The 20,857-nt window shown below is 61.6% G+C and carries 17 protein-coding genes; 5 read left to right on the top strand and 12 right to left on the bottom strand.

Translation table 11 applies throughout. The features are described from left to right. Positions 1 to 29 precede the first annotated feature (29 nt). From BFP90_RS06500 to BFP90_RS06520, 5 genes are all read right to left on the bottom strand, one after another. Positions 30 to 3,047 (bottom strand): sarcosine oxidase subunit alpha, encoded by a 3,018-nt coding sequence (locus tag BFP90_RS06500; protein ID WP_065892463.1) that lies wholly within the window; start codon positions 3,045 to 3,047, stop codon positions 30 to 32. Then, positions 3,044 to 3,346, bottom strand: coding sequence for a sarcosine oxidase subunit delta (locus BFP90_RS06505; protein WP_065885450.1), 303 nt, complete (start codon positions 3,344 to 3,346; stop codon positions 3,044 to 3,046). Before BFP90_RS06505 ends, BFP90_RS06500 begins: the two co-directional genes overlap by 4 nt. 15 nt (positions 3,347 to 3,361) lie before the next feature. Continuing rightward, on the bottom strand, positions 3,362 to 4,612 hold the full coding sequence (locus BFP90_RS06510; RefSeq protein ID WP_010207084.1) for a sarcosine oxidase subunit beta: 1,251 nt from the start codon (positions 4,610 to 4,612) through the stop codon (positions 3,362 to 3,364). A gap of 22 nt (positions 4,613 to 4,634) precedes the next feature. Then, complete coding sequence (glyA, locus tag BFP90_RS06515) at positions 4,635 to 5,888, bottom strand: serine hydroxymethyltransferase (RefSeq protein ID WP_065896284.1); 1,254 nt, start codon at positions 5,886 to 5,888, stop codon at positions 4,635 to 4,637. 259 nt (positions 5,889 to 6,147) lie between these two features. Continuing rightward, positions 6,148 to 6,876 (bottom strand): TraX family protein, encoded by a 729-nt coding sequence (locus tag BFP90_RS06520; RefSeq protein WP_065896285.1) that lies wholly within the window; start codon positions 6,874 to 6,876, stop codon positions 6,148 to 6,150. Positions 6,877 to 6,966: 90 nt separating this feature from the next. Between BFP90_RS06520 and BFP90_RS06525 the strand changes: the two genes are divergently transcribed. After that, complete coding sequence (locus tag BFP90_RS06525; RefSeq protein ID WP_057723604.1) at positions 6,967 to 8,007, top strand: threonine aldolase family protein; 1,041 nt, start codon at positions 6,967 to 6,969, stop codon at positions 8,005 to 8,007. Positions 8,008 to 8,194: 187 nt separating this feature from the next. After that, positions 8,195 to 8,398: a hypothetical protein gene (locus BFP90_RS06530; RefSeq protein ID WP_065896286.1), complete on the top strand. Its 204-nt coding sequence runs from the start codon at positions 8,195 to 8,197 to the stop codon at positions 8,396 to 8,398. A gap of 47 nt (positions 8,399 to 8,445) precedes the next feature. Here BFP90_RS06530 and gbcB read toward each other — a convergent pair whose 3' ends face one another. After that, positions 8,446 to 9,546 carry a glycine-betaine demethylase subunit GbcB gene (gbcB, locus tag BFP90_RS06535; RefSeq protein WP_065885442.1) on the bottom strand — a complete coding sequence of 367 codons (1,101 nt, stop codon included), beginning with the start codon at positions 9,544 to 9,546 and terminating at the stop codon, positions 8,446 to 8,448. 282 nt (positions 9,547 to 9,828) lie between these two features. Here gbcB and gbcA point away from each other — a divergent pair, with 282 nt between their 5' ends. Further along, positions 9,829 to 11,124, top strand: coding sequence for a glycine-betaine demethylase subunit GbcA (gene gbcA, locus BFP90_RS06540; protein ID WP_065885441.1), 1,296 nt, complete (start codon positions 9,829 to 9,831; stop codon positions 11,122 to 11,124). 743 nt (positions 11,125 to 11,867) lie between these two features. Here gbcA and BFP90_RS06545 read toward each other — a convergent pair. The 6 genes from BFP90_RS06545 to BFP90_RS06570 form a co-directional block, all read right to left on the bottom strand. Beyond that, on the bottom strand, positions 11,868 to 12,638 hold the full coding sequence (locus BFP90_RS06545; RefSeq protein ID WP_065896287.1) for an electron transfer flavoprotein subunit beta: 771 nt from the start codon (positions 12,636 to 12,638) through the stop codon (positions 11,868 to 11,870). Between the two features lie 10 nt (positions 12,639 to 12,648). Next, positions 12,649 to 13,869: an electron transfer flavoprotein subunit alpha gene (locus BFP90_RS06550; RefSeq protein WP_065896288.1), complete on the bottom strand. Its 1,221-nt coding sequence runs from the start codon at positions 13,867 to 13,869 to the stop codon at positions 12,649 to 12,651. Beyond that, entirely contained in the window at positions 13,869 to 15,812 is a 1,944-nt protein-coding gene (gene dgcB, locus BFP90_RS06555; protein WP_065896289.1) for a dimethylglycine demethylation protein DgcB, read from the bottom strand. Before dgcB ends, BFP90_RS06550 begins: the two co-directional genes overlap by 1 nt. Before the next feature lie 157 nt (positions 15,813 to 15,969). Continuing rightward, positions 15,970 to 18,030, bottom strand: a complete 2,061-nt coding sequence (gene dgcA, locus BFP90_RS06560) for a dimethylglycine demethylation protein DgcA (RefSeq protein ID WP_065896290.1) — start codon at positions 18,028 to 18,030, stop codon at positions 15,970 to 15,972. A 15-nt stretch (positions 18,031 to 18,045) separates the two neighbouring features. Beyond that, on the bottom strand, positions 18,046 to 18,576 hold the full coding sequence (locus BFP90_RS06565; RefSeq protein ID WP_008033249.1) for a DUF5943 domain-containing protein: 531 nt from the start codon (positions 18,574 to 18,576) through the stop codon (positions 18,046 to 18,048). Positions 18,577 to 18,628: 52 nt separating this feature from the next. Then, the gene (locus BFP90_RS06570; protein ID WP_065885436.1) at positions 18,629 to 19,606 is read right to left on the bottom strand and encodes a dipeptidase; all 978 of its coding nucleotides are present in this window, start codon (positions 19,604 to 19,606) and stop codon (positions 18,629 to 18,631) included. 219 nt (positions 19,607 to 19,825) lie between these two features. On the opposite strand from BFP90_RS06570, the gene BFP90_RS06575 reads away from it, so the two are divergent. Together BFP90_RS06575 and BFP90_RS06580 are read left to right on the top strand one after the other, a co-directional pair. Next, positions 19,826 to 20,227 carry a lysozyme inhibitor LprI family protein gene (locus tag BFP90_RS06575; RefSeq protein WP_065885435.1) on the top strand — a complete coding sequence of 134 codons (402 nt, stop codon included), beginning with the start codon at positions 19,826 to 19,828 and terminating at the stop codon, positions 20,225 to 20,227. 41 nt (positions 20,228 to 20,268) lie between these two features. Further along, complete coding sequence (locus BFP90_RS06580) at positions 20,269 to 20,685, top strand: DUF3010 family protein (protein WP_065896291.1); 417 nt, start codon at positions 20,269 to 20,271, stop codon at positions 20,683 to 20,685. The last annotated feature ends 172 nt before the right edge of the window (positions 20,686 to 20,857 follow it).

The following is a 20,857-nucleotide window of genomic DNA, read 5'->3' on the forward strand; positions in this document are numbered from 1 at the left end:
GGAGGGGGCTTGCCCCCGATGCAGGCGACTCAAATGTTCTGCCGATCACCCTTGGGGTCAAAGAACACCGAAGACACAATCTCCGCCTCGATCACACTGCCATCGGCCTGCGGCGAGAACACCCGCTCGCCGATGCGCTTCAAGCCACCTTTCACCACGCCCATGGCAAACGAATAACCCAGGGAGTTGTGCGCATAGCTTGAAGTCACGTGGCCGACCATTTTCATCGGAATCGTCTGCTTCGGATCGAACACCAACTGCGCGCCTTCCGGCAGCCACACATTCGGATCGATCGGCTTCAAGCCCACCAGTTGCTTGCGCTCTTCACGCACGCAATCTTCGCGGTTCATCCCACGCCAGCCGATCCACGAGAACGGTTTGGTACGGCCCACGCACCAGCCCATGTTCAGGTCGTCAGGGGTCATCGAGCCATCAGTGTCCTGGCCGACGATGATGAAGCCCTTCTCGGCACGCAGGACGTGCATGGTTTCGGTGCCGTACGGGGTCAGGTTGTACTTTTTGCCGGCCTCGACGATCTTTTCCAGCACGCCCATGGCGTAGTCGGCCTGCACGTTGACTTCATACGACAGCTCGCCGGTAAACGAGATACGGAACACCCGCGCCGGTACGCCGCCGACCAGGCCCTCCTTCCAGGTCATGAACGGGAAGCCGTCCTTGTCCAGGTCGATATCAGTCACTTCCGCCAGCAGCTTGCGGCTGTTGGGGCCGGACAGGGTCATGGTCGCCCAGTGGTCGGTGACCGAGGTGAAATACACCTTGAGGTCCGGCCATTCGGTCTGCTGGTAGATTTCCAGCCACTGCAGTACGCGGGCGGCGCCGCCGGTGGTGGTGGTCATCAGGAAGTGGTTGTCGGCGAGGCAGGCAGTCACGCCGTCATCGAAGACCATGCCGTCTTCCTTGCACATCAGGCCGTAGCGCGCCTTGCCCACGTCCAGCTTGGTCCAGGCGTTGCTGTAGATGCGGTTGAGGAACTCACGCGCGTCCGGGCCCTGGATATCGATTTTGCCGAGGGTGGACGCATCCAGCAGGCCGACGCTGTCGCGCACGGCCAGGCATTCGCGCTTCACGGCGGCGTGCAGGTCTTCACCATTACGCGGGAAGTACCATGGGCGTTTCCACTGGCCGACGTCCTCGAATTCGGCGCCGTTTTTCACGTGCCAGGCTTGCAGCGCGGTGTAGCGCACCGGCTCGAAGATGTGCCCACAGTGACGGCCCGCTATCGCACCGAACGTCACCGGCGTGTAGTTGGGGCGGAACATGGTGGTGCCCATCTGCGGGATGGTCACGTTCAGCGAACGCGCCGCGATGGCCAAACCGTTGACGTTACCCAGCTTGCCCTGGTCGGTGCCAAAGCCCAATGCGGTGTAGCGCTTGACGTGCTCGACCGACTCGAAACCTTCGCGGGTCGCCAGTTCGATGGCGGCGGCGGTGACATCGTTCTGCAGGTCGACGAATTGCTTCGGCGCCCGAGCAGTGGCTTTTTCGTGAGGCACCTGGAACAGCGCCAGGGTCGGTTCTTCAAGGCGGCTCAGGGCTTTAGGCAGCACGCCTTCAACCGGGGCGAAACCGGCTTCGCTGGCCGCGCGCACGCCGCCTTCAAAACCGTCGGCCAGGGAATCACCGAGGCCGTAGACGCCGTTGATACCACCGACGCACACGCGTTTTTGCGGCGCTTCGCCCGGCACAAAACCGAGGATATCTTCACGCCAGGTCGGCTTGCCGCCCAGGTGCGAAGCCAGGTGGACCACCGGGCTGTAGCCGCCGGAGCTGGCCACCAGGTCGCAGTCCAGCCACTCGCCGGGGCTGGTGACTTTATGGGCTTTAACATCGATCGCAGCCACTCGCGCAGCGCTCACACGCTTGGTGCCACGGGCTTCGACCACGGCGCTGCCGGTGAGGATACGAATGCCCTTGGCGCGAGCCTCTTCAACCAGGGCACCGCGTGGGTTGTGGCGCACATCAGCCACCGCAACCACTTGCAGACCCGCATCGAGCCAGTCCAGCGCAACGCGGTAGGCGTGGTCGTTGTTGGTCGACAGCACCAGTTTCTTGCCCGGTGCCACGCCGTAGCGACGCACGTAGGTAGAGACCGCACCGGCCAGCATGTTGCCCGGCACGTCGTTGTTGCCGTACACCAGCGGGCGCTCGCACGCACCGGTGGCCAGCACCACACGCTTGGCACGCACACGGTGGATACGCTGGCGCACCACGCCAATCGGCGCGCGGTCGCCAAGGTGGTCGGTGAGGCGCTCGTGAATGGTCAGGAAGTTATGGTCGTGGTAGCCGTTGACGGTGGCGCGGGGCAGCAGCACCACGTCCGGCAGGGCTTTGAGTTCAGCGAGGACGCTGGCAACCCATTCGGTGGCAGGCTTGCCGTCGAGGCTTTCGCGGGAATCGAGCAGCGAACCCCCGAACTCTTCCTGCTCATCGGCGATGATCACCCGCGCACCGCTGCGCGCAGCCGCCAGTGCTGCGGCGAGACCGGCAGGGCCTGCGCCGACCACCAGTACGTCGCAATGACGGTTGAAGTTGTCGTAGGTGTCCGGGTCGTTCTCGGTCGGCGAGCGGCCAAGGCCGGCTGCCTTGCGGATGTACTTCTCGTAGGTCATCCAGAACGATTGCGGGTACATGAAGGTTTTGTAGTAGAAACCCGGCGGCATCAGCTTGCCGCCGACCTTGCCAAGAATGCCCATCATGTCGTTGTTGACGCTCGGCCAGCCGTTGGTGCTGGTGGCGACCAAGCCCTGGTACAGCGCCTGTTGCGTGGCGCGCACGTTGGGGATCTGGGTGGCTTCGGTGGCGCCGATCTGCAGCACCGCGTTCGGCTCTTCGGCACCGGCGGCAAAGATGCCGCGCGGGCGCGAGTATTTGAAGCTGCGGCCGATGATATCGACGCCGTTGGCCAGCAGGGCGGCGGCCAGGGTGTCACCTTCAAAGCCTTTGTAGCTCTGGCCGTTGAACGTGAAGGTCAGGACTTTATTGCGGTCGATCCGGCCACCGTTGGACAGGCGATTGATCTGGCTCATACCTTCTCTCCAGAGGCCTTGGCGGTGAACTGAGGCTTCTCACCGATCTTGTAGGTTTCAAGAATTTCGTAGGTCACAGTGTCGCGGGTGGCGTTGAAATACTGGCGGCAACCGGCAGCGTGAATCCACAGTTCGTGGTGCAGGCCACGGGGGTTGTCGCGAAAGAACATGTAGTCGCCCCACTCGGCGTCGGTGCAGGCATTCGGGTCCAGCGGGCGCGGGATGTGCGCTTGGCCGGACGCGTGGAATTCCTCTTCGGAGCGCAGTTCGCCACAGTGAGGACAGAAGATATGCAACATGAGGTGGTTCTCCTGTTAGTGGGCGACGGCCGCAGCGCCGTGTTCGTCGATCAGCGCACCGTTGTGGAAACGGTCGATGGAGAAAGGTGCGGCCAGCGGGTGCATTTCACCCTTGGCCAGGCTCGCGGCAAACACGTTGCCTGAGCCCGGCGTGGCCTTGAAGCCACCGGTGCCCCACCCGCAGTTGAAGAACATGTTCGGGACCGGGGTCTTGGAGATGATCGGGCACGCGTCCGGCGTGGTGTCGACGATGCCGCCCCACTGGCGGTTCATGCGCACGCGTGAGAGCACCGGGAACATCTCGACGATGGCCTGGATGGTGTGTTCGATCACCGGGTACGAGCCGCGCTGGCCGTAGCCGTTGTAGCCGTCGATACCGGCGCCGATCACCAGGTCGCCCTTGTCGGACTGGCTGATGTAACCGTGCACGGCGTTGGACATGATCACGCTGTCGATAATCGGCTTGATCGGCTCCGATACCAGTGCTTGCAGTGGATGGGATTCGATCGGCAGGCGGAAACCGGCCAGCGAAGCCATGTGCCCGGAGTTACCGGCGGTCACCACACCGACGCGCTTGGCGCCGATAAAGCCCTTGTTGGTTTCCACGCCGATGCACACGCCGTTTTCCTTGCGAAAGCCGATCACTTCGGTCTGCTGGATCAAGTCCACGCCGAGTGCGTCGGCGGCGCGGGCAAAGCCCCAGGCCACGGCATCGTGACGGGCCACGCCGCCGCGACGTTGCACAGTGGCGCCGAGCACCGGGTAGCGGGTGTTCTTCGAGCAGTCCAGGTACGGAATCTCGTCGGCCACTTGCTTGGCATTGAGCAGTTCGCCGTCCACGCCGTTGAGGCGGTTGGCGCTGACGCGGCGCTCGGAATCACGGATGTCCTGCAGGGTGTGACACAGGTTGTACACGCCGCGCTGGGAGAACATCACGTTGTAGTTCAGGTCCTGGGACAAACCTTCCCAGAGTTTCATCGCGTGTTCGTACAGGTGCGCCGACTCGTCCCACAGGTAGTTGGAACGCACGATGGTGGTGTTGCGCGCGGTGTTACCGCCGCCCAGCCAACCTTTCTCGACCACGGCCACATTGGTGATGCCGTGCTCTTTAGCCAGGTAGTAGGCGGTCGCCAGACCATGCCCGCCGCCGCCGACGATGACCACGTCGTAGACCTTTTTCGGGGTCGGCGTGCGCCACATCTTCTGCCAGTTTTCGTGATGGCTGAGGGAGTGCTTGAAGAGGCCGAAGCCTGAGTAGCGTTGCATAGTCATTACTCCAAAACCGCGCTCAGCGATAAACCGGGAAATCAGCGCACAGGGCAGACACGTGCTTGGCCACGTTGGCCTCGACGTCGGCGTCGCCGAGGTTGTCGAGGATGTCGCAGATCCAACCAGCCAACTCGACGCACTGCGGCACCTTGAAACCACGGGTGGTCACCGCCGGGGTGCCGATACGCAGGCCCGAGGTCACGAAGGGCGACTGCGGGTCATTGGGCACGGCGTTCTTGTTGACGGTGATGTGGGCGCGACCGAGGGCGGCGTCCGCCTCTTTGCCGGTGAGGCCCTGACGGATCAGGCTGACCAGGAACAAATGGTTATCGGTGCCACCGGAGACCACGTCGTAGCCGCGCTTGATGAACACCTCGGCCATCGCCTGGGCGTTGTCGATCACCTGCTGCTGATACGCCTTGAAGCCGGGCTCCAGCGCTTCCTTGAAGCACACCGCCTTGCCGGCGATCACATGCATCAGCGGGCCGCCCTGGGCGCCGGGGAATACGGCAGCGTTGAGTTTTTTCTCGATGGCTTCGTTGGCCTTAGCCAGGATCAGGCCGCCACGCGGACCGCGCAGGGTCTTATGGGTGGTGGTGGTGACCACGTCGGCGTAGGGCAGCGGGTTCGGGTACAGACCGGCGGCAACCAGACCGGCGACGTGGGCCATGTCGACGAACAACAGCGCGCCCACCTTGTCGGCAATCTGACGGAAGCGTGGGAAATCCAGGGTCTTGGAGTAGGCGGAGAAACCGGCCACGACCATTTTCGGCTGGTGCTCCACGGCCAGGCGCTCGACTTCGTCGTAGTCGATCAGGCCGGTGTCGGTGTTGATGCCGTATTGCACCGCGTTGTACAGCTTGCCCGAGGACGACACTTTGGCGCCGTGAGTCAGGTGGCCGCCGTGGGCCAGGCTCATGCCCAGGATCGTGTCGCCGGCATTGATCAGCGCCAGGTACACCGCGCTGTTGGCGGACGAACCGGAGTGCGGTTGCACGTTGGCGTAATCGGCACCGAACAGTTGCTTGGCACGCTCGATGGCCAGGGCCTCGACCTTGTCCACATGCTCGCAGCCACCGTAGTAACGCTTGCCCGGGTAACCTTCGGCGTATTTGTTGGTGAGGCCGCTGCCTTGCGCTTCCATCACACGTTTGCTGGTGTAGTTCTCCGACGCGATCAGCTCGATATGGTCTTCCTGACGCTGCTCCTCGGCATTCATCGCCGCCAGCAGTGCGTCGTCATATCCCTGGATCTGGTCTTGTTTGCTGAACATCGCGTCTCTCCCAGCCTTTCGTATTGTTGAGGCCCTCGCAGGGCCCTTTGATGCGATGGTAGGGCTGGCGCGTGCGGGCCAAATGCCTGCGCACGCCACGCAAAGGTGCGTTTACGACATGGCCTGAGCAAATGCTAACTGAGGGCCGACAAACTGTAGGTGCGAGCTTGCTCGCGAAAACCCTGAGGGCGCCACGCTCAATCAGGCAGCGCGCGTTATCGTTGACGTTTTTTCGCGAGCAAGCTCGCTCCTACATGGGTTAGGCGATGAGTTTGCGAAGGAGTAACAGCAGGAGGAAGTGCAGGGGATAAAGGGCATAGGCCCAACGGCGCATGGCCGGTGGAGAGAGATTTCTGGCGTGTCGCAATAAGACCAATCCTGCCAGCGGCGCAATCAGACACGTCGCCAACCCAAGCATCGCCACTAGGCTGCCGCTATTGAGCAGAATCTGCCATTGATTGGCGGCGACGCAGACCAAACCCGGCACCACGCTGAAATACCAGGGCCGGCGAAACACCAGCAGCATCGCCAACGGCAGCAATACACCAAAGAAACCGAACATCAGCTGGGTTGAAAACACGGCCGCTATTGTGAGAGCGATCAGCGCCAATCCTCGATCAACCACCGCCTTGTGCTGCCATCCTCGGGCAACCAGCAGGCCCAGCGCCAGGGTCGGCAATACGTTCAAGGTATCGGCATCCTCGATGAACATCCGATACGGCACTTCGCTGATCACGCTGAACAGCAACAACCAACCCAAGTAGCGCCAGTGGCCGGTCACCGGGGCATGTCGAACCCGGTGCAGATTCGCTGCAATCGCCAGGCAAAACCATGGGAACGCCAGGCGCCCGGGCACATACAAGCCATCGAGGCTCAGGCCCACATAGCGCAGGTGATCCAGCACCATGCTCAGCAGCGCCAGCCACTTGAGCAGGTCCAAAGCGCCATCTCGGACATGTCCGACAGGCAAGGTGTCAGTACCGTGCATAATTCCCCACCGACTTTGCATTTACAGTGCGTGCGCCTCCCTCCCAATCTTGGTTAAAGTGCGCACCAACATCGACCACAGGAATGGGCCATGACCGACAAGAGCCAACAATTCGCCAGCGACAACTATTCCGGCATCTGCCCGGAAGCCTGGGCCGCCATGGAACAAGCCAACCAGGGCCATCAACGTGCCTATGGCGATGATGAGTGGACCCACCGCGCCGCCGACGGTTTCCGCAATCTGTTCGAAACCGACTGCGAAGTGTTCTTCGCCTTCAACGGCACCGCCGCCAACTCCCTGGCGCTGTCTTCGCTGTGCCAGAGCTACCATAGCGTGATTTGCTCGGAAACCGCCCACGTCGAGACCGATGAGTGCGGCGCGCCGGAGTTTTTCTCCAACGGCTCCAAGCTGCTCACTGCACGCACCGAAAACGGCAAGCTGACGCCGGAGTCGATCCGCGAAATCGCCCTCAAGCGCCAGGACATTCACTACCCGAAACCGCGCGTGGTCACCCTCACCCAGGCCACCGAAGTCGGCAGCGTCTACACCCCGGAAGAAATCCGCGCCATCAGCGCCACCTGCAAAGAGCTGGGCCTGAACCTGCACATGGACGGCGCGCGCTTCTCCAACGCCTGTGCGTTTCTGGGCTGCTCACCGGCCGACCTGACCTGGAAGGCCGGCGTGGACGTGCTGTGCTTCGGCGGCACCAAGAACGGCATGGCGGTGGGCGAAGCGATCCTGTTCTTCAACCATAAGCTGGCCGAAGACTTCGACTACCGCTGCAAACAGGCCGGCCAGCTCGCGTCGAAAATGCGCTTCCTGTCCGCGCCATGGGTGGGCCTGCTCGAAAACGACGCCTGGCTCAAGCATGCTCGCCACGCCAACCACTGCGCGCAATTGCTCAGCAGCCTGGTGGCGGACATTCCCGGCGTGGAACTGATGTTCCCGGTGCAGGCCAACGGCGTGTTCCTGCAACTCTCGGAACCGGCTATCGCAGCCTTGACGGCCAAGGGCTGGCGCTTCTACACCTTCATCGGCAAAGGCGGCGCGCGCTTCATGTGTGCGTGGGATACCGAAGAAGAGCGTGTAAGAGAATTGGCGGCCGACATCAGGGAAGTGATGAACGCTTGAAGTAGAAATCAGAACGGTGCGTGCTGGCCGATTGCCGAGTCTGTTTTTTGATATTTCTGACAGCAGCGCACTCGAATTTCATTGTCTAGCCTCTTGGAACCCGCAAGGAAAACGCAGCGATCACTGCCACCTTCCGGGTTTATTGCCTGCCGAATAGTCGGCTGCAAATCCAATGGAGAGCTCAATCATGGAATATCAAAGCAACGTCAATAGCCTGGTGCAAGGCGACAACACTACCAGCACCACCGTTATCGACTGGGACGAGTTCAGGAAATACGCAAAGGTCGGCGACACCATCCGCGAGCCATCGAGGACGCTGAGGATCTACGACAAAGTCTATGAACTGACAGCCTCAGGCCAGCACTTCGTCGTACACATCTACGCCCAGTAACCCTTCACTCCGATCGTTCCCACGCTCCGCGTGGGAACGATCGGCTGTCAGAACTCGATACGCACATCGCCCTTCGGCACACTGCAGCACGACAGGATATAACCCTCGGCTTCATCCTCTTCAGTAATCCCGCCGTTGTGCTCCATCTCGACCTCCCCGCCCAGCTTCATCACCTTGCACGTGCCGCAGATGCCCATGCCGCAGGCTTTGGGGATCAACAGACCCAGCTTGGCAGCTGCCGCGTGGACAGTCTCGCCGGGGGCCACCCGAATGCTTTTGCCCGATGCGATGAATTCCACCTGGTGCAGGTCCGCCAGGTCGACTTCCGGCGCATCCGCCGCTTGTTCGGCCTGCTCCACTGCGTCGGCCCGCGCTTCCGCTGGCGTCGCGCCAAAGGACTCTTCGTGATAGCGCGTCATGTCGAAACCGGCGGCTTCCAGCAGGCGCTTCACCGCGCTCATGTACGGCGTCGGGCCGCAGCAGAACACTTCACGCTCAAGGAAGTCCGGCACCATCAGTTCCAGCATCTTGTGGTTCAGGTAGCCACGGTAGCCGGCCCAGGGCTCCCCAAGACCATGCTTCTCGCAGATCAGGTGCAGGCTGAAGTTGTCGATCCGCGACGCCATGTGTTCCAGCTCGCGGTGGTAGATGATGTCCTTGGGTGAACGGGCGCTGTGCACGAACGTCATGTCGACATTGGCGTTGGTGTCGTAGAACCAGCGCGCCATGGACATCACCGGCGTGATGCCGACGCCGCCGCTCAGATACAGCACTTTGGGGCTCGGGAAGTCGATCGCATTGAACAGCCCGACCGGCCCGTGCACCGCCAGCTCCTGGCCTTCATGCAGCGTATCGTGCAACCAGTTGGAAACGCGGCCGCCCGGCACGCGCTTGATGGTCACCGAGAAGCTGTACGGCACCGACGGCGAACTGGAAATGGTGTACGAGCGCATGATCGGCTGGCCTTCGATCTCCAACTCCAGGGTGACGAATTGCCCCGGCTTGAAAAAGAACAGGATCGGCTGGTCGGCCATGAAACAGAAGGTGCGCACGTCCCAGGTTTCCTGGATGACTTTGACGCAACGGACGATGTGCCGACCATTGGCCCAGGTCTGGGTGGTTACCGGGTTCAGGAAATTATTGGACATGTTGTTCTCCACCGCCGAGGCTCGGCCTTATGGTGGCGATTCTGCGTAACGCGCGAATCGCCCATTTACCTATCTGCGACATTCACATACTTACCGCGACCAGCCCCCAACGACAGGGGCTTGCGCGTCGGGATCAGATTGGGCCATGTCGCCCATGGATAAGGTTCGCCCCCACGCCGGGCCCACACTCGCTCCCAACAAAGACGCGTTCTTTACGCCTTGCTGCAAACCTGATCAGCCACTATTCGCCGGCCACACAGAATGGCCATGAGGACATACACGATGGACGTCACCGCAACCTTAAGCTTGGGCGATCCGCTGGAACCCGCACGCAAGGCCACCGCGCACATGCTGCAAGAGCGCGAACGCACCTATTCGCTGCCGCAGCCGTTTTACTCTGATGAGCGGCTGTTCGATATCGACATGCAGGAAATTTTCCAGAAAGAGTGGTTGATCGCCGGCATGACCTGCGAAATCCCCACCAAGGGCAACTACCTGACCCTGCAAGTGGGCAAGAACCCGATCATCGTGATCCGTGGCGCCGAAGGCGTGGTGCATGCGTTTCACAACGTGTGCCGTCACCGTGGTTCGCGCTTGTGCACCAGCGACAAGGGCAAGGTTGCCAAGCTCGTGTGCCACTACCACCAGTGGACCTACGAGCTGGACGGTCGCCTGTTGTTTGCCGGTACCGAGATGGGCGCCGACTTCGACATGAAGCAGTACGGCCTCAAACCGGTAAACGTGAAGACCGCCGGCGGCTACATCTTCATCAGCATGGCCGAGAATCCGCCGGCCATCGATGACTTCCTGTCGACCCTGAACCACTACATGGAACCCTACGACATGGAAAACACCAAGGTGGCGATCCAGACCACCTTGTTCGAAAAAGCCAACTGGAAACTGGTGCTGGAAAACAACCGCGAGTGCTACCACTGCAACGCGTCGCACCCGGAACTGCTGAAAACCCTGCTGGAGTGGGACGACGTCACTGACCCGCGCGCCGACCAGGCGTTCAAGGATCATGTGGCCGCCTCCGCCGCCGCCTGGGATGCCGAGAAGATTCCTTACGCCCACGCCAGCTTCGGCCTGCGTAACCGCATCGTGCGCATGCCGCTGCTCAAGGGCACCGTGTCGATGACCCTGGACGGCAAGCAGGGCTGCGCCAAGTTGATGGGCCGGATCAAAAATCCCGATCTGGGCTCGATGCGAATCCTGCACCTGCCCCACTCGTGGAACCACTGCATGGGCGACCACATCATCGTGTTCACCGTGTGGCCGATCAGCGCCCAGGAAACCATGGTCACCACCAAGTGGATCGTGCACAAGGACGCCGTGGAAGGCGTGGACTACGACGTGGAGCGCATGCGCCAGGTGTGGGACGCCACCAATGACCAGGATCGGCGCTTGGCCGAAGAGAACCAGCGCGGCATCAACTCCACCGCTTACCAGCCGGGGCCGTACTCCAAGACCTATGAATTCGGTGTAGTGAATTTTGTGGATTGGTACAGCGAGCGCATGCTCAACAACCTGGGGGCAGCGCCTGCGCCTTACCTCAAGGGCGTGGCCGCGCACGAGTAACTGACACACCGTGGATAAAATGTGGGAGGGGGCTTGCCCCCGATTGCAGTGGTTCAGCCGGCAACTTCATGGGCTGATGCACCGCTATCGGGGGCAAGCCCCCTCCCACATTAAGAGTCTGAGCTGTTCAAAATTTGACCAACAGTAGTCAAGCCCCCTGCGGCTGGGCGCTTCAGCGGTTACCCAACAACTTATCCACAAAGCCACCCACAGCAATTGTGGGCAACTGCCGGCCGCCTTCAAAATTAAACCAGGAAAATCCGTGACTTATTCATATGCATGGATTTAACACGCGCCTGATCGTTTTTTGATCAACCCATTGAAAGCCTCGAACTACGTGCCCTGCAGCGGTACGCGAACACCTTATCCACAGAAGCACCAACAGACTTTGGGGGCAACTTTGCCCACACTGTGGAAAACCACCTCAAAGCTGCATATCTCGGGGGATTCAGGGGTGTTTAGAGAGGTAAACACGACAATTGATCATATTTTGATCGTATCGAGCAAAGCCTTTATCTATAAGGCCCCCAGCCGACAGCGAACATCTTATCCACAGAAGCGCCAACAGACTTTGGGGGCAAGTCTGTACGCCCACCCGGGAAAAACCCCAGTAAAAACCGCCAGTTAGGCTGGTTATTTTTCGTACAGAGGGCTGCAGGGCATGATGCGCCGGGGGTGTAGACAACCGCGAACAGGTTATCCACAGGCGCATCAACAGCGATTGTGGGTAATCCCACAGGGAATCAGCGTACGACGCCTTCTTCTATGAGCAATTTGAGTATGGCCTGCGCGCCCTCTTCAGCACTCACACCCTTGAGCACCTGCCCACCGCCCCCGCTGGCCTTGGCCGTCGCGGCCTTCATGCGATCAGCGCCGCTCTTGGCCTTGATCACCTTGAGGCGCTTGGGCCGAGGCTTGGCCGGTTGCAGCAGCGCGTCTGTGAATAACTCATCCTGTTCAATCTCGACGTCGTGGGCGGCAAGCTCACCACGTTGCGCCGGGCCGTAGGCACTCTGGCGCGGCTTGGGAGCGGCGTTATCCACCGTCGCCAGAAACGGCAGGCGCACCTTCAGGCGCCGTCGCTGGCCGCGTGGCAACGCCTGCAGCACATGGGCCACGCCGGCGTCGATGGACTCGACTTGAGCCAGCCCCACAATCAGCGGCCAACCCAGCTGCTCGGCCAACAGGAACGGCAGCATGCCCGAGCCCTCGCCGGTTTCCGCCTGGCTGCCGGTCAGCACCACCTGGGCGCCGGCGTCGCGCAGATAGTCGCTCAACACCGGCAACGCATCGGCACCGGCCGGCTGTTCCAGCACATGCAGTTGTGCCAATCCCATGCCCAGATAGCTGCGCAAGGTCGGCTCGCTGATGTCGCCGGCGTGCAGCACCTGCAACTTATCCCCAGCCATTTGCAGGCCAAGCTCGACGGCACGCGCATCTTGTTCGGCACGGCGCGGGCGCCCGGAAGTGGGATGGGCGCCGATGGATACCAGGCTGATTACATTGGTTTTCATGGTCATGTCCCTAGGCTGCATCGCGCTTGGCGCCGTTGCGGTAGGCCTCGACCGCAGCGATCAAGGCGTGCAGAATCGCGGCGCTTTCGCCGATCACCGACAGGTCGGCACGCTTGATCATGTCGCAGCCGGGGTCGAGGTTGATCGCCACCACCTTGTCGCAGGCACCGATGCCTTGCAGGTGCTGGATCGCCCCGGAAATACCCACGGCCACGTACACCCGCGCCGTGACCCAGGTGCCGCTGGCGCCGACCTGGCGATCGCGCGCCATGAAGCCATCGTCCACCGCGACCCGTGAAGCGCCTTCGGTGGCGCCCAGGGCGGCGGCGGTCTGGTGGAACAGCGTCCAATCCTTCACGCCGTTACCGCCGGAGAAAATGAATTCGGCTTCGGCCATCGGAATCGCCGCCGGGTCCACTGCCACCGCGCCAAGGTCTTCGATACGCGGCAGGCTGCGTGCCAGGGTTGTGGATAACTCCACGGGCAACACTTCATGGCGCGTCTCGCTGACCGGATCGGCGCACTCGACGGCGGCGAGAATCAGGCGTGGCAGCGGCCGCGCCAAATCTTCCTGGCCCGCGCCGGCGCGTCCGATACACGACTCGCCTTTGATCTGCCACACCCGCGTGGCCGGGCGTTCCCTGAGGCTGGCGGCGAAACGGCGGCCCAGTTCACCGCCACCGCTGCGGCTGTCGGGCAGCAACCAGTGACGCGCATTGAACTGGTTATCCACAGCCCGCAGGCCCTGGACGCGTTGCTCCGGTGAATAACCGTCGAATTCGTGACCATCCAGCACCAGCAGGCGGTCTACGCCGGCTGTGGCAAATGCATTTTCCTTGTGTTCACCAAACACCACGGCCAGTACCGCGCCGTCATTGCCGGCCAGTTGCCGGGCCAGGCCGAGCACATCGCGGTCGTGGCTGCTCAAGCGGCCACCGACCATATCCGGCACCACGTTGATGTAGAACGCCGGCGCCGCAACCTGATGCAGCGGCAGTTGCACTTGCACCGCCGCCGTACGCTTGGCCGCACCGCCCTGTTGCGCGCCGCTGCGGTCGATGCGCTTGATGCCGTTGGGGCCGATAAACCCCACACCGTGCACATTCTTGCGGATGACGCCGTTAGGCCCCATCCAACTCTGTTGCACCGGCTGCATCGCCGCATGCAGCGGGTGCAGGCGATTGCGGGCGATCCATTCGGCCCGTGGGTCGCGGCGGATAATGTCGCTCATCAGTGCACCTCCGCAGGTTCACGTTTGGGGGGCGCCTTCGCAGGCAGGGCGTCTTCAAGCAGCGCGTCGGCCACCAGTTCGGCGATGTCCTTGATCAGCGGGCGCGGTTCGACCACGCCTTCGAGCATTGCGGTGCACTGCGGGCAACCCACGGCCACCAGCTCGGCGCCGGTTTCGCGGATGTCGTCCATGCGCATATCCGGGATACGCTGCTTGCCGGGAATGTCCGTGATCGGTGCTCCGCCGCCGCCGCCGCAGCAGCGCGAACGGAAGCCCGAACGTTGCATCTCCTTGACCTCGATGCCCAGCGCGCGCAGCACTTGGCGCGGCGCCTCGTATTCGCCGTTGTAGCGGCCCAGGTAGCACGGGTCGTGGTAGGTCACGCTGGTGCCTTTGTGCTGGCCCAGGTTCAGCGCGCCGTCGCCGATCAACTCGGCCATGAAGGTGCTGTGGTGCTGCACGAGGTAGTTGCCGTTGAAGGCGCCGTACTCGTTTTTCAGCACGTGGAAACTGTGCGGGTCGCAGGTGACGATGCGTTTGAAACTGTACCTGGCCAGGGTCTGGATATTGCGCGAGGCAAGCAGTTGGAACGTCGCTTCATCGCCCAGGCGCCGCGCCACGTCGCCGCTGTCGCGCTCTTCAAGACCGAGTACCGCAAAATCCACACCTGCCGCCTTGAGCACCTTGACGAACGCGCGCAGGGTGCGCTGGTTACGCATGTCGAAGGCACCGTCACCGACCCAGAACAGCACGTCGCAGCTGCTCTTGTCGCTGAGCAGCGGCAGGTTCAGGTCCGCCGCCCAGTTCAGGCGACCGCCGGGGGCGAAGCCGCCGGGGTTGTCGGTGGCGATCAGGTTTTCCAGGACTTCGGCGCCCTTGTTCGGCGTGGCGCCTTTTTCCAGGGTGAGGTGGCGACGCATGTCGACGATGGCGTCGACGTGCTCGATCATCATCGGGCACTCTTCCACACAGGCGCGGCAGGTGGTGCACGACCACAGGGTCTCGGCGTCCACCAGGCCGTTGACGATCGGCTGGTGCGGGTTGCCGGCGTGTTCACCAATCGGTTTGCCCGGGTACGGGCTGCCGGCGAACTTGGCATCGGTGCCACCGGCCAGGCCGACCACCATGTCCTGGATGAGTTTTTTCGGATTCAACGGCTGGCCGGCCGCGAACGCCGGGCACGCCGCTTCGCACTTGCCGCACTGCACACAGGCGTCGAAGCCGAGCAATTGGTTCCAGGTAAAATCCCTGGGTTTTTCCACACCCAGTGGCGCGGTCTTGTCGCTCAGATCCAGCGGTTTCAAACCGGTGGAACGGCCGCCACCAAAGCGATCGGCGCGGCGGTGCCAGGCCAGGTGCAGGGCGCCGGCGAAAGCATGTTTCATCGGCCCGCCCCAGGTCATGCCGAAGAACATTTCGGACACGCCCCACAGCACGCCCACGCCGAGCAGCGCAGCGAGCAGCCAGCCACCGAAGTCGGCGGGCAGAATCCCGGCGACCGGCAGGGTCACGAGGAAGAAACTCACCGAAAACGCCATCAGGCTTTTCGGCAGGCGCATCCACGGGCCTTTGGACAGGCGGGCAGGCGGATTGCGGCGGCGCAGGTACATGAAGATGGCGCCGACAAACATCAAGGTCGAGGCCAGCAGCAAGGCGTAACCGAGGATACGGTTTTGCAGGCCGAACCCATGCACCAGGATTGCCAGCAACGCCGACAGCACAAACCCCAGCGCCGTAGCGACGTGGGTATTGGCAATGTATTTGTCGCGGGCGACCACGTGGTGCAGGTCGACCATGTAGCGCTTGGGCATCGCCAAGAGGCCGCCAAGCAGGTCGACCTTGGAGGCGCGGCCACGGCGCCACATGTTTGCCCGGCGCAAGGCACCAAGGACCGCGAGGCCCAGGGCGGCAAACAAGAGAATAGGCAGCAAGGTGTTCAACATGGTGAAGCTCCCAAAGACCACACAGGCCTACTGTGAAACTGGCCTTGAATGTGGGAGGGGGCTTGCCCCCGATGGCGGAGTGTCAGTTGATACAGCTGTCGCTGAACCACCGCTATCGGGGGCAAGCCCTCTCCCACATTTGACCGCGTTCACCTCATCAAAAGTCTTTGCACAGGCGCAGGGCGTCGTAGATCGCAGCGTGGGTATTACGCTGGGCCACGCAGTCACCGATGCGGAACAGCAAGTACCCCTCACCCGTCTCGCTCAGGCACGGCTGCGGCTTGATCGCGAACAGGGCTTCGACGTCCATCTGGCCCTTGTTGCGCGAGCCTGGCTTGAGGGCGTAGTAAATTTCTTCGTCCGGGCGCACGCCGTTTTCGATCACCACCTGGTCCACCACCCGCTCCTCTTGGGCCCCGGTGTATTCGTTCTCCAGCACCGCCACCAGTTTGTCGCCTTCGCGGTAGACCTTTTCCAGCATCATGTCGCCGGTCATGATCACTTCCTTGGGGTACATGCTGCGGTAGTAAGTCGGGAACGACGTACCGCCGATGGCCACACCCGGCTTGATATCGTCGGTGACGATCTCGACCTGGCAGCCTTTGTCCGCAAGGAAATCCGCCACCGACATGCCGGTGAATTCGCAGATGGTGTCGTACACCAAGACGTTCTTGCCGGGTGCGACTTTGCCGTCGAGCACGTCCCAACTGCTCACCACCAACCCTTCGGCAGCGCCCCAGTGTTCGTTCTGCTCGATGAACGGATGCCCACCGACGGCCAGCACCACCACGTCCGGGCGCAGGTCGAGGATGGTGTCGGCATCCGCCGCCACGCCCAGGCGCAGGTCGACTTTCAAGCGCGCCAGCTCCAACTGATACCAGCGCGTGATACCGGCGATCTGGTCACGCTGCGGCGCTTTCGATGCCGTGGTGATCTGCCCGCCGATAAACTCTTTCTTCTCCAGCAGGGTTACGTCGTGGCCACGTTCGGCGGCGACACGTGCAGCCTCCATACCGGCAGGACCTGCGCCCACCACGACTACCTTGCGCTTGGGCCCGGTGGACTTCTCGATGATATGCGGCACGCCCATGTATTCACGGGAGGTCGCGGCGTTCTGGATGCACAGCACGTCCAGGCCCTGGTACTGGCGGTCGATGCAATAGTTGGCGCCGACGCACTGTTTGATCTGGTCGATCTGGCCCATCTTGATCTTGGCGATCAGGTGCGGATCGGCGATGTGCGCACGGGTCATGCCGACCATGTCCACATAGCCGCCTTCGAGGATGCGCGTGGCCTGGTTCGGGTCCTTGATGTTCTGCGCGTGCAGCACCGGGACCTTGACCACTTCCTTGATACCGGCCGCCAGGTGCAGGAACGGCTCCGGCGGGTAACTCATGTTCGGGATCACGTTGGCCAGGGTGTTGTGCGTATCGCACCCCGAGCCCACCACGCCGATGAAGTCGAGCATGCCGGTGTCGTCGTAATACTTGGCGATCTGCTTCATGTCTTCGTGGGACAAACCGTCCGGGTGGAACTCGTCACCGCACAGGCGTATGCCCACGCAGAAGTCGTCACCCACTTCGGCACGTACGGCCTTGAGCACTTCCAGGCCGAACTTCATGCGGCCTTCGAAGCTGCCGCCCCATTCGTCGGTGCGCTTGTTGACCCGCGGGCTCCAGAACTGGTCAATCATGTGCTGGTGCACGGCGGACAGTTCCACCCCGTCCAGGCCACCGGCCTTGGCCCGGCGCGCAGCCTGGGCGTAGTTGCCGATCACGCGCCAGATCTCTTCCGGCTCGATGGTCTTGCAGGTGGCGCGGTGCACCGGCTCACGCACGCCGGACGGCGACATCAGGGTCGGCCAGTTGAAGCCGTCCCAACGCGAACGACGGCCCATGTGGGTAATCTGGATCATGATCTTGGCGCCATGCTTGTGCATGGCGTCGGCCAGGTTCTGGAAGTGCGGGATGATGCGGTCGGTGGACAGGTTCACCGAACTCCACCATTCCTGGGGGCTGTCGATGGCCACCACCGACGAGCCGCCGCAGATCGCCAGGCCGATACCGCCCTTGGCTTTCTCTTCGTAGTACTTCACATAGCGGTCGGTGGTCATGCCGCCGTCGGTGGCATACACCTCGGCGTGGGCGGTACTGAGCACGCGGTTGCGGATGGTCAGTTTGCCGATCTGGATCGGCGCAAACATTGCTTCGAAAGCCATGGCACGGTCCTCGGCTTACAACGGTTTTACGGTGAACAGGCCATCATCGTGGCCCTCTTCGGAGCCTCCGTAGACTTGTTCGGCCACAGTGCGGATTTTGCTGCCGCGCGCTTGCAGGATCTGGTCCATGGCGCCGGCAAACCAGCCGGTGAACATGTAGTCGACTTTGCGCCCGACCTTGCCGTACACGTAGACGAACGCCGAGTGCTCAAGCTTGACGCTGGCGGTGCCTTTATCCAGGTCGATGTCCTGGATCTTGAACAGGCCCCAGCCGCGTTGCGACAGGCGCTTCATGTAATGCTCGAACACCGCGACGCCTTCCAGGCCGTGGCATTCGGCTTCTTTTTCACACCAGTGCCAGGCGGATTTGTAGCCGGCCTTGTAGAGGATTTCGGCGTAGGCGTCGGCGCCCAGTACTTCTTCGATACCCATGTGGTTGTTGACGAAGAAATGGCGCGGCACGTACAGCATGGGCAGGGCGTCGGAGGTCCAGACACCGGTTTCGCTGTCGACTTCGATAGGCAATTGCGGGGCGATCTTGGCCATGGAAACTTAACTCCAGAAAAATTCGTGGTGGTGTTGCCGATAGGTGTCTGGCTTATTCGCCCCAGACGTCCTTCAAGACGTTGACCCAGTTCTCGCCCATGATCTTGCGTACCACGCGTTCGGGGTGGCCGCGCTTGAGCAGGGTCTCGGTCAGGTTGGGGAACTCGCCCACGGTGCGGATGCCCAGCGGGTTGATGATCTTGCCGAAGCTGGTCAGGCGACGGGCATAGCCCTTGTCATGGGTCAGCATTTCAAAGAAATCCTGGCCATGGCCCTGGGTGAAGTCGGTGCCGATACCGATGGCGTCTTCGCCGACGATGTTCATGGTGTATTCGATGGCTTCGGCGTAGTCGTCGATGGTCGAGTCGATGCCCTTGGCCAGGAACGGCGCGAACATGGTCACGCCGACAAAACCGCCGTGGTCGGCGATGAACTTGAGTTCTTCATCGGACTTGTTGCGCGGGTGCTCTTTAAGCCCGGACGGCAGGCAGTGGGAGTAGCACACCGGCTTTTTCGATTCGAGGATGACCTCTTCGCTGGTCTTGGAACCGACGTGGGACAGGTCGCACATGATGCCGACACGGTTCATCTCGCCGACAATCTCACGCCCGAAACCCGACAGGCCGCCATCACGCTCGTAGCAGCCGGTGCCCACCAGGTTCTGGGTGTTGTAGCACATCTGCACCACCCCGACGCCGAGCTGCTTGAAGATCTCGACGTAGCCGAGCTGGTCTTCAAACGCGTGGGCATTCTGGAAGCCGAAGATAATGCCGGTCTTGCCCTGCTCCTTGGCCTTGCGGATATCGGCGGTGGTTTTCACCGGGATCACCAGGTCGCTGTTCTCGCGGATCAGGGTCTGGCTGGCAACAATGTTATTGATCGTGGCCTGGAAGCCTTCCCACACCGACACCGTGCAGTTGGCGGCGGTCAGGCCACCTTTGCGCATGTCTTCGAACAGGTCGCGGTTCCACTTGGCAATAATCAGACCGTCGATAACGATGCTGTCGGCGTGCAACTCGGCTGGGCTCATCAGGCGTCCCCTTATTGGCGATTCATGCGCCGAATCGTCTGCCGGCGCTTTGGGGCCAGCATATGCCCAGGGACCGACGGAGCCGGGTGCAAAAACGACAGGGGAATTGCCGAAAGCGTCAATCCACGACAAAGGCTGTTAAGAGAGGTCTGACTGGCGGCTGTTCTTTGTCTTACGCTTGAGCCAGAATTCCCGCATCACCTGATATGAGACGGCGCAATGAAATCGATTTTCCTGGCTTTGGCACTCATCGCAACCGGCGTCCACGCGGCCGAAGACACCGATAGCACGCCGTGCGACGGCATCGAAAACGACCAGCAAACCCTGGAATGCGCCACCTACAACAAAACCACCGCCGAGCAATTGCTCAAGGACAACTATCAGGGGCTGCTCGAACGCATGGGTTCGACCTATGGCAGCGACAAGACCAAACTGGCGGACATTACCGCCCGTCTGAAGGACGCCCAGCAAAAATGGGAAAAACTGCGCGACGCCGATTGTGCGGTGGACACTTTCCCGGCGGTCACAGGCACCAAGGCCTATGCGATTGCGCACAACGATTGCCTGGCGCGGATGAGTGACGAGCGGTCGGAGTTTTTGGAGTCGATTGGGCAGGAATAAGCGACAATCCCCACCCCTTTCAATCTGAACCAAGGCCACTCATGACCCTCTGCGGCATCGAAATCAAAGGCAGCGAAGCCATCATCGCCCTCGCTTCACTGGACAGCCAGGCGCTGACCCACGTCGCCCTGGCCACCAAGAAAATCGCCCTCGATGACGACGATGAGGCCGCCAACGTCAAGGCCTTCGCCGCACAGGTGAAGGCATTCGTGCAGGCAAACGCCATCACCCGTATCGCGATCAAGAAGCGCAGCAAGAAAGGCGAATTCGCCGGTGGCCCGACGACATTCAAGATTGAAGGGGTGTTTCAACTGCTGGACGGGGTGGAGGTAACGCTTTTGTCACCGCAAACCATCAATGCGCAGAACAAAAAGCACAACTTTGACCTGCCCGCGACGCTGAACAAGTATCAGCACGAGGCTTACAAGGCGGCGTGTTCGGCCCTGCTGAAAAAATAAGCCACACCAAAATCTACTGTGGGAGGGGGCTTGCCCCCGATGGCGGTGTGTCAGTCACTTATGTGCTGCTGACCCACCGCTATCGGGGCATAGGTATCTACGCAACTCTGTAGCGCTCAACCGTAACCACGATGCGAAGCGAGTCGCTCTTGATCTGCTTTTGATCTTGATC

This window comes from Pseudomonas sp. 24 E 13 (genome assembly GCF_900004715.1).
Classification (GTDB): domain Bacteria; phylum Pseudomonadota; class Gammaproteobacteria; order Pseudomonadales; family Pseudomonadaceae; genus Aquipseudomonas; species Aquipseudomonas orientalis_A.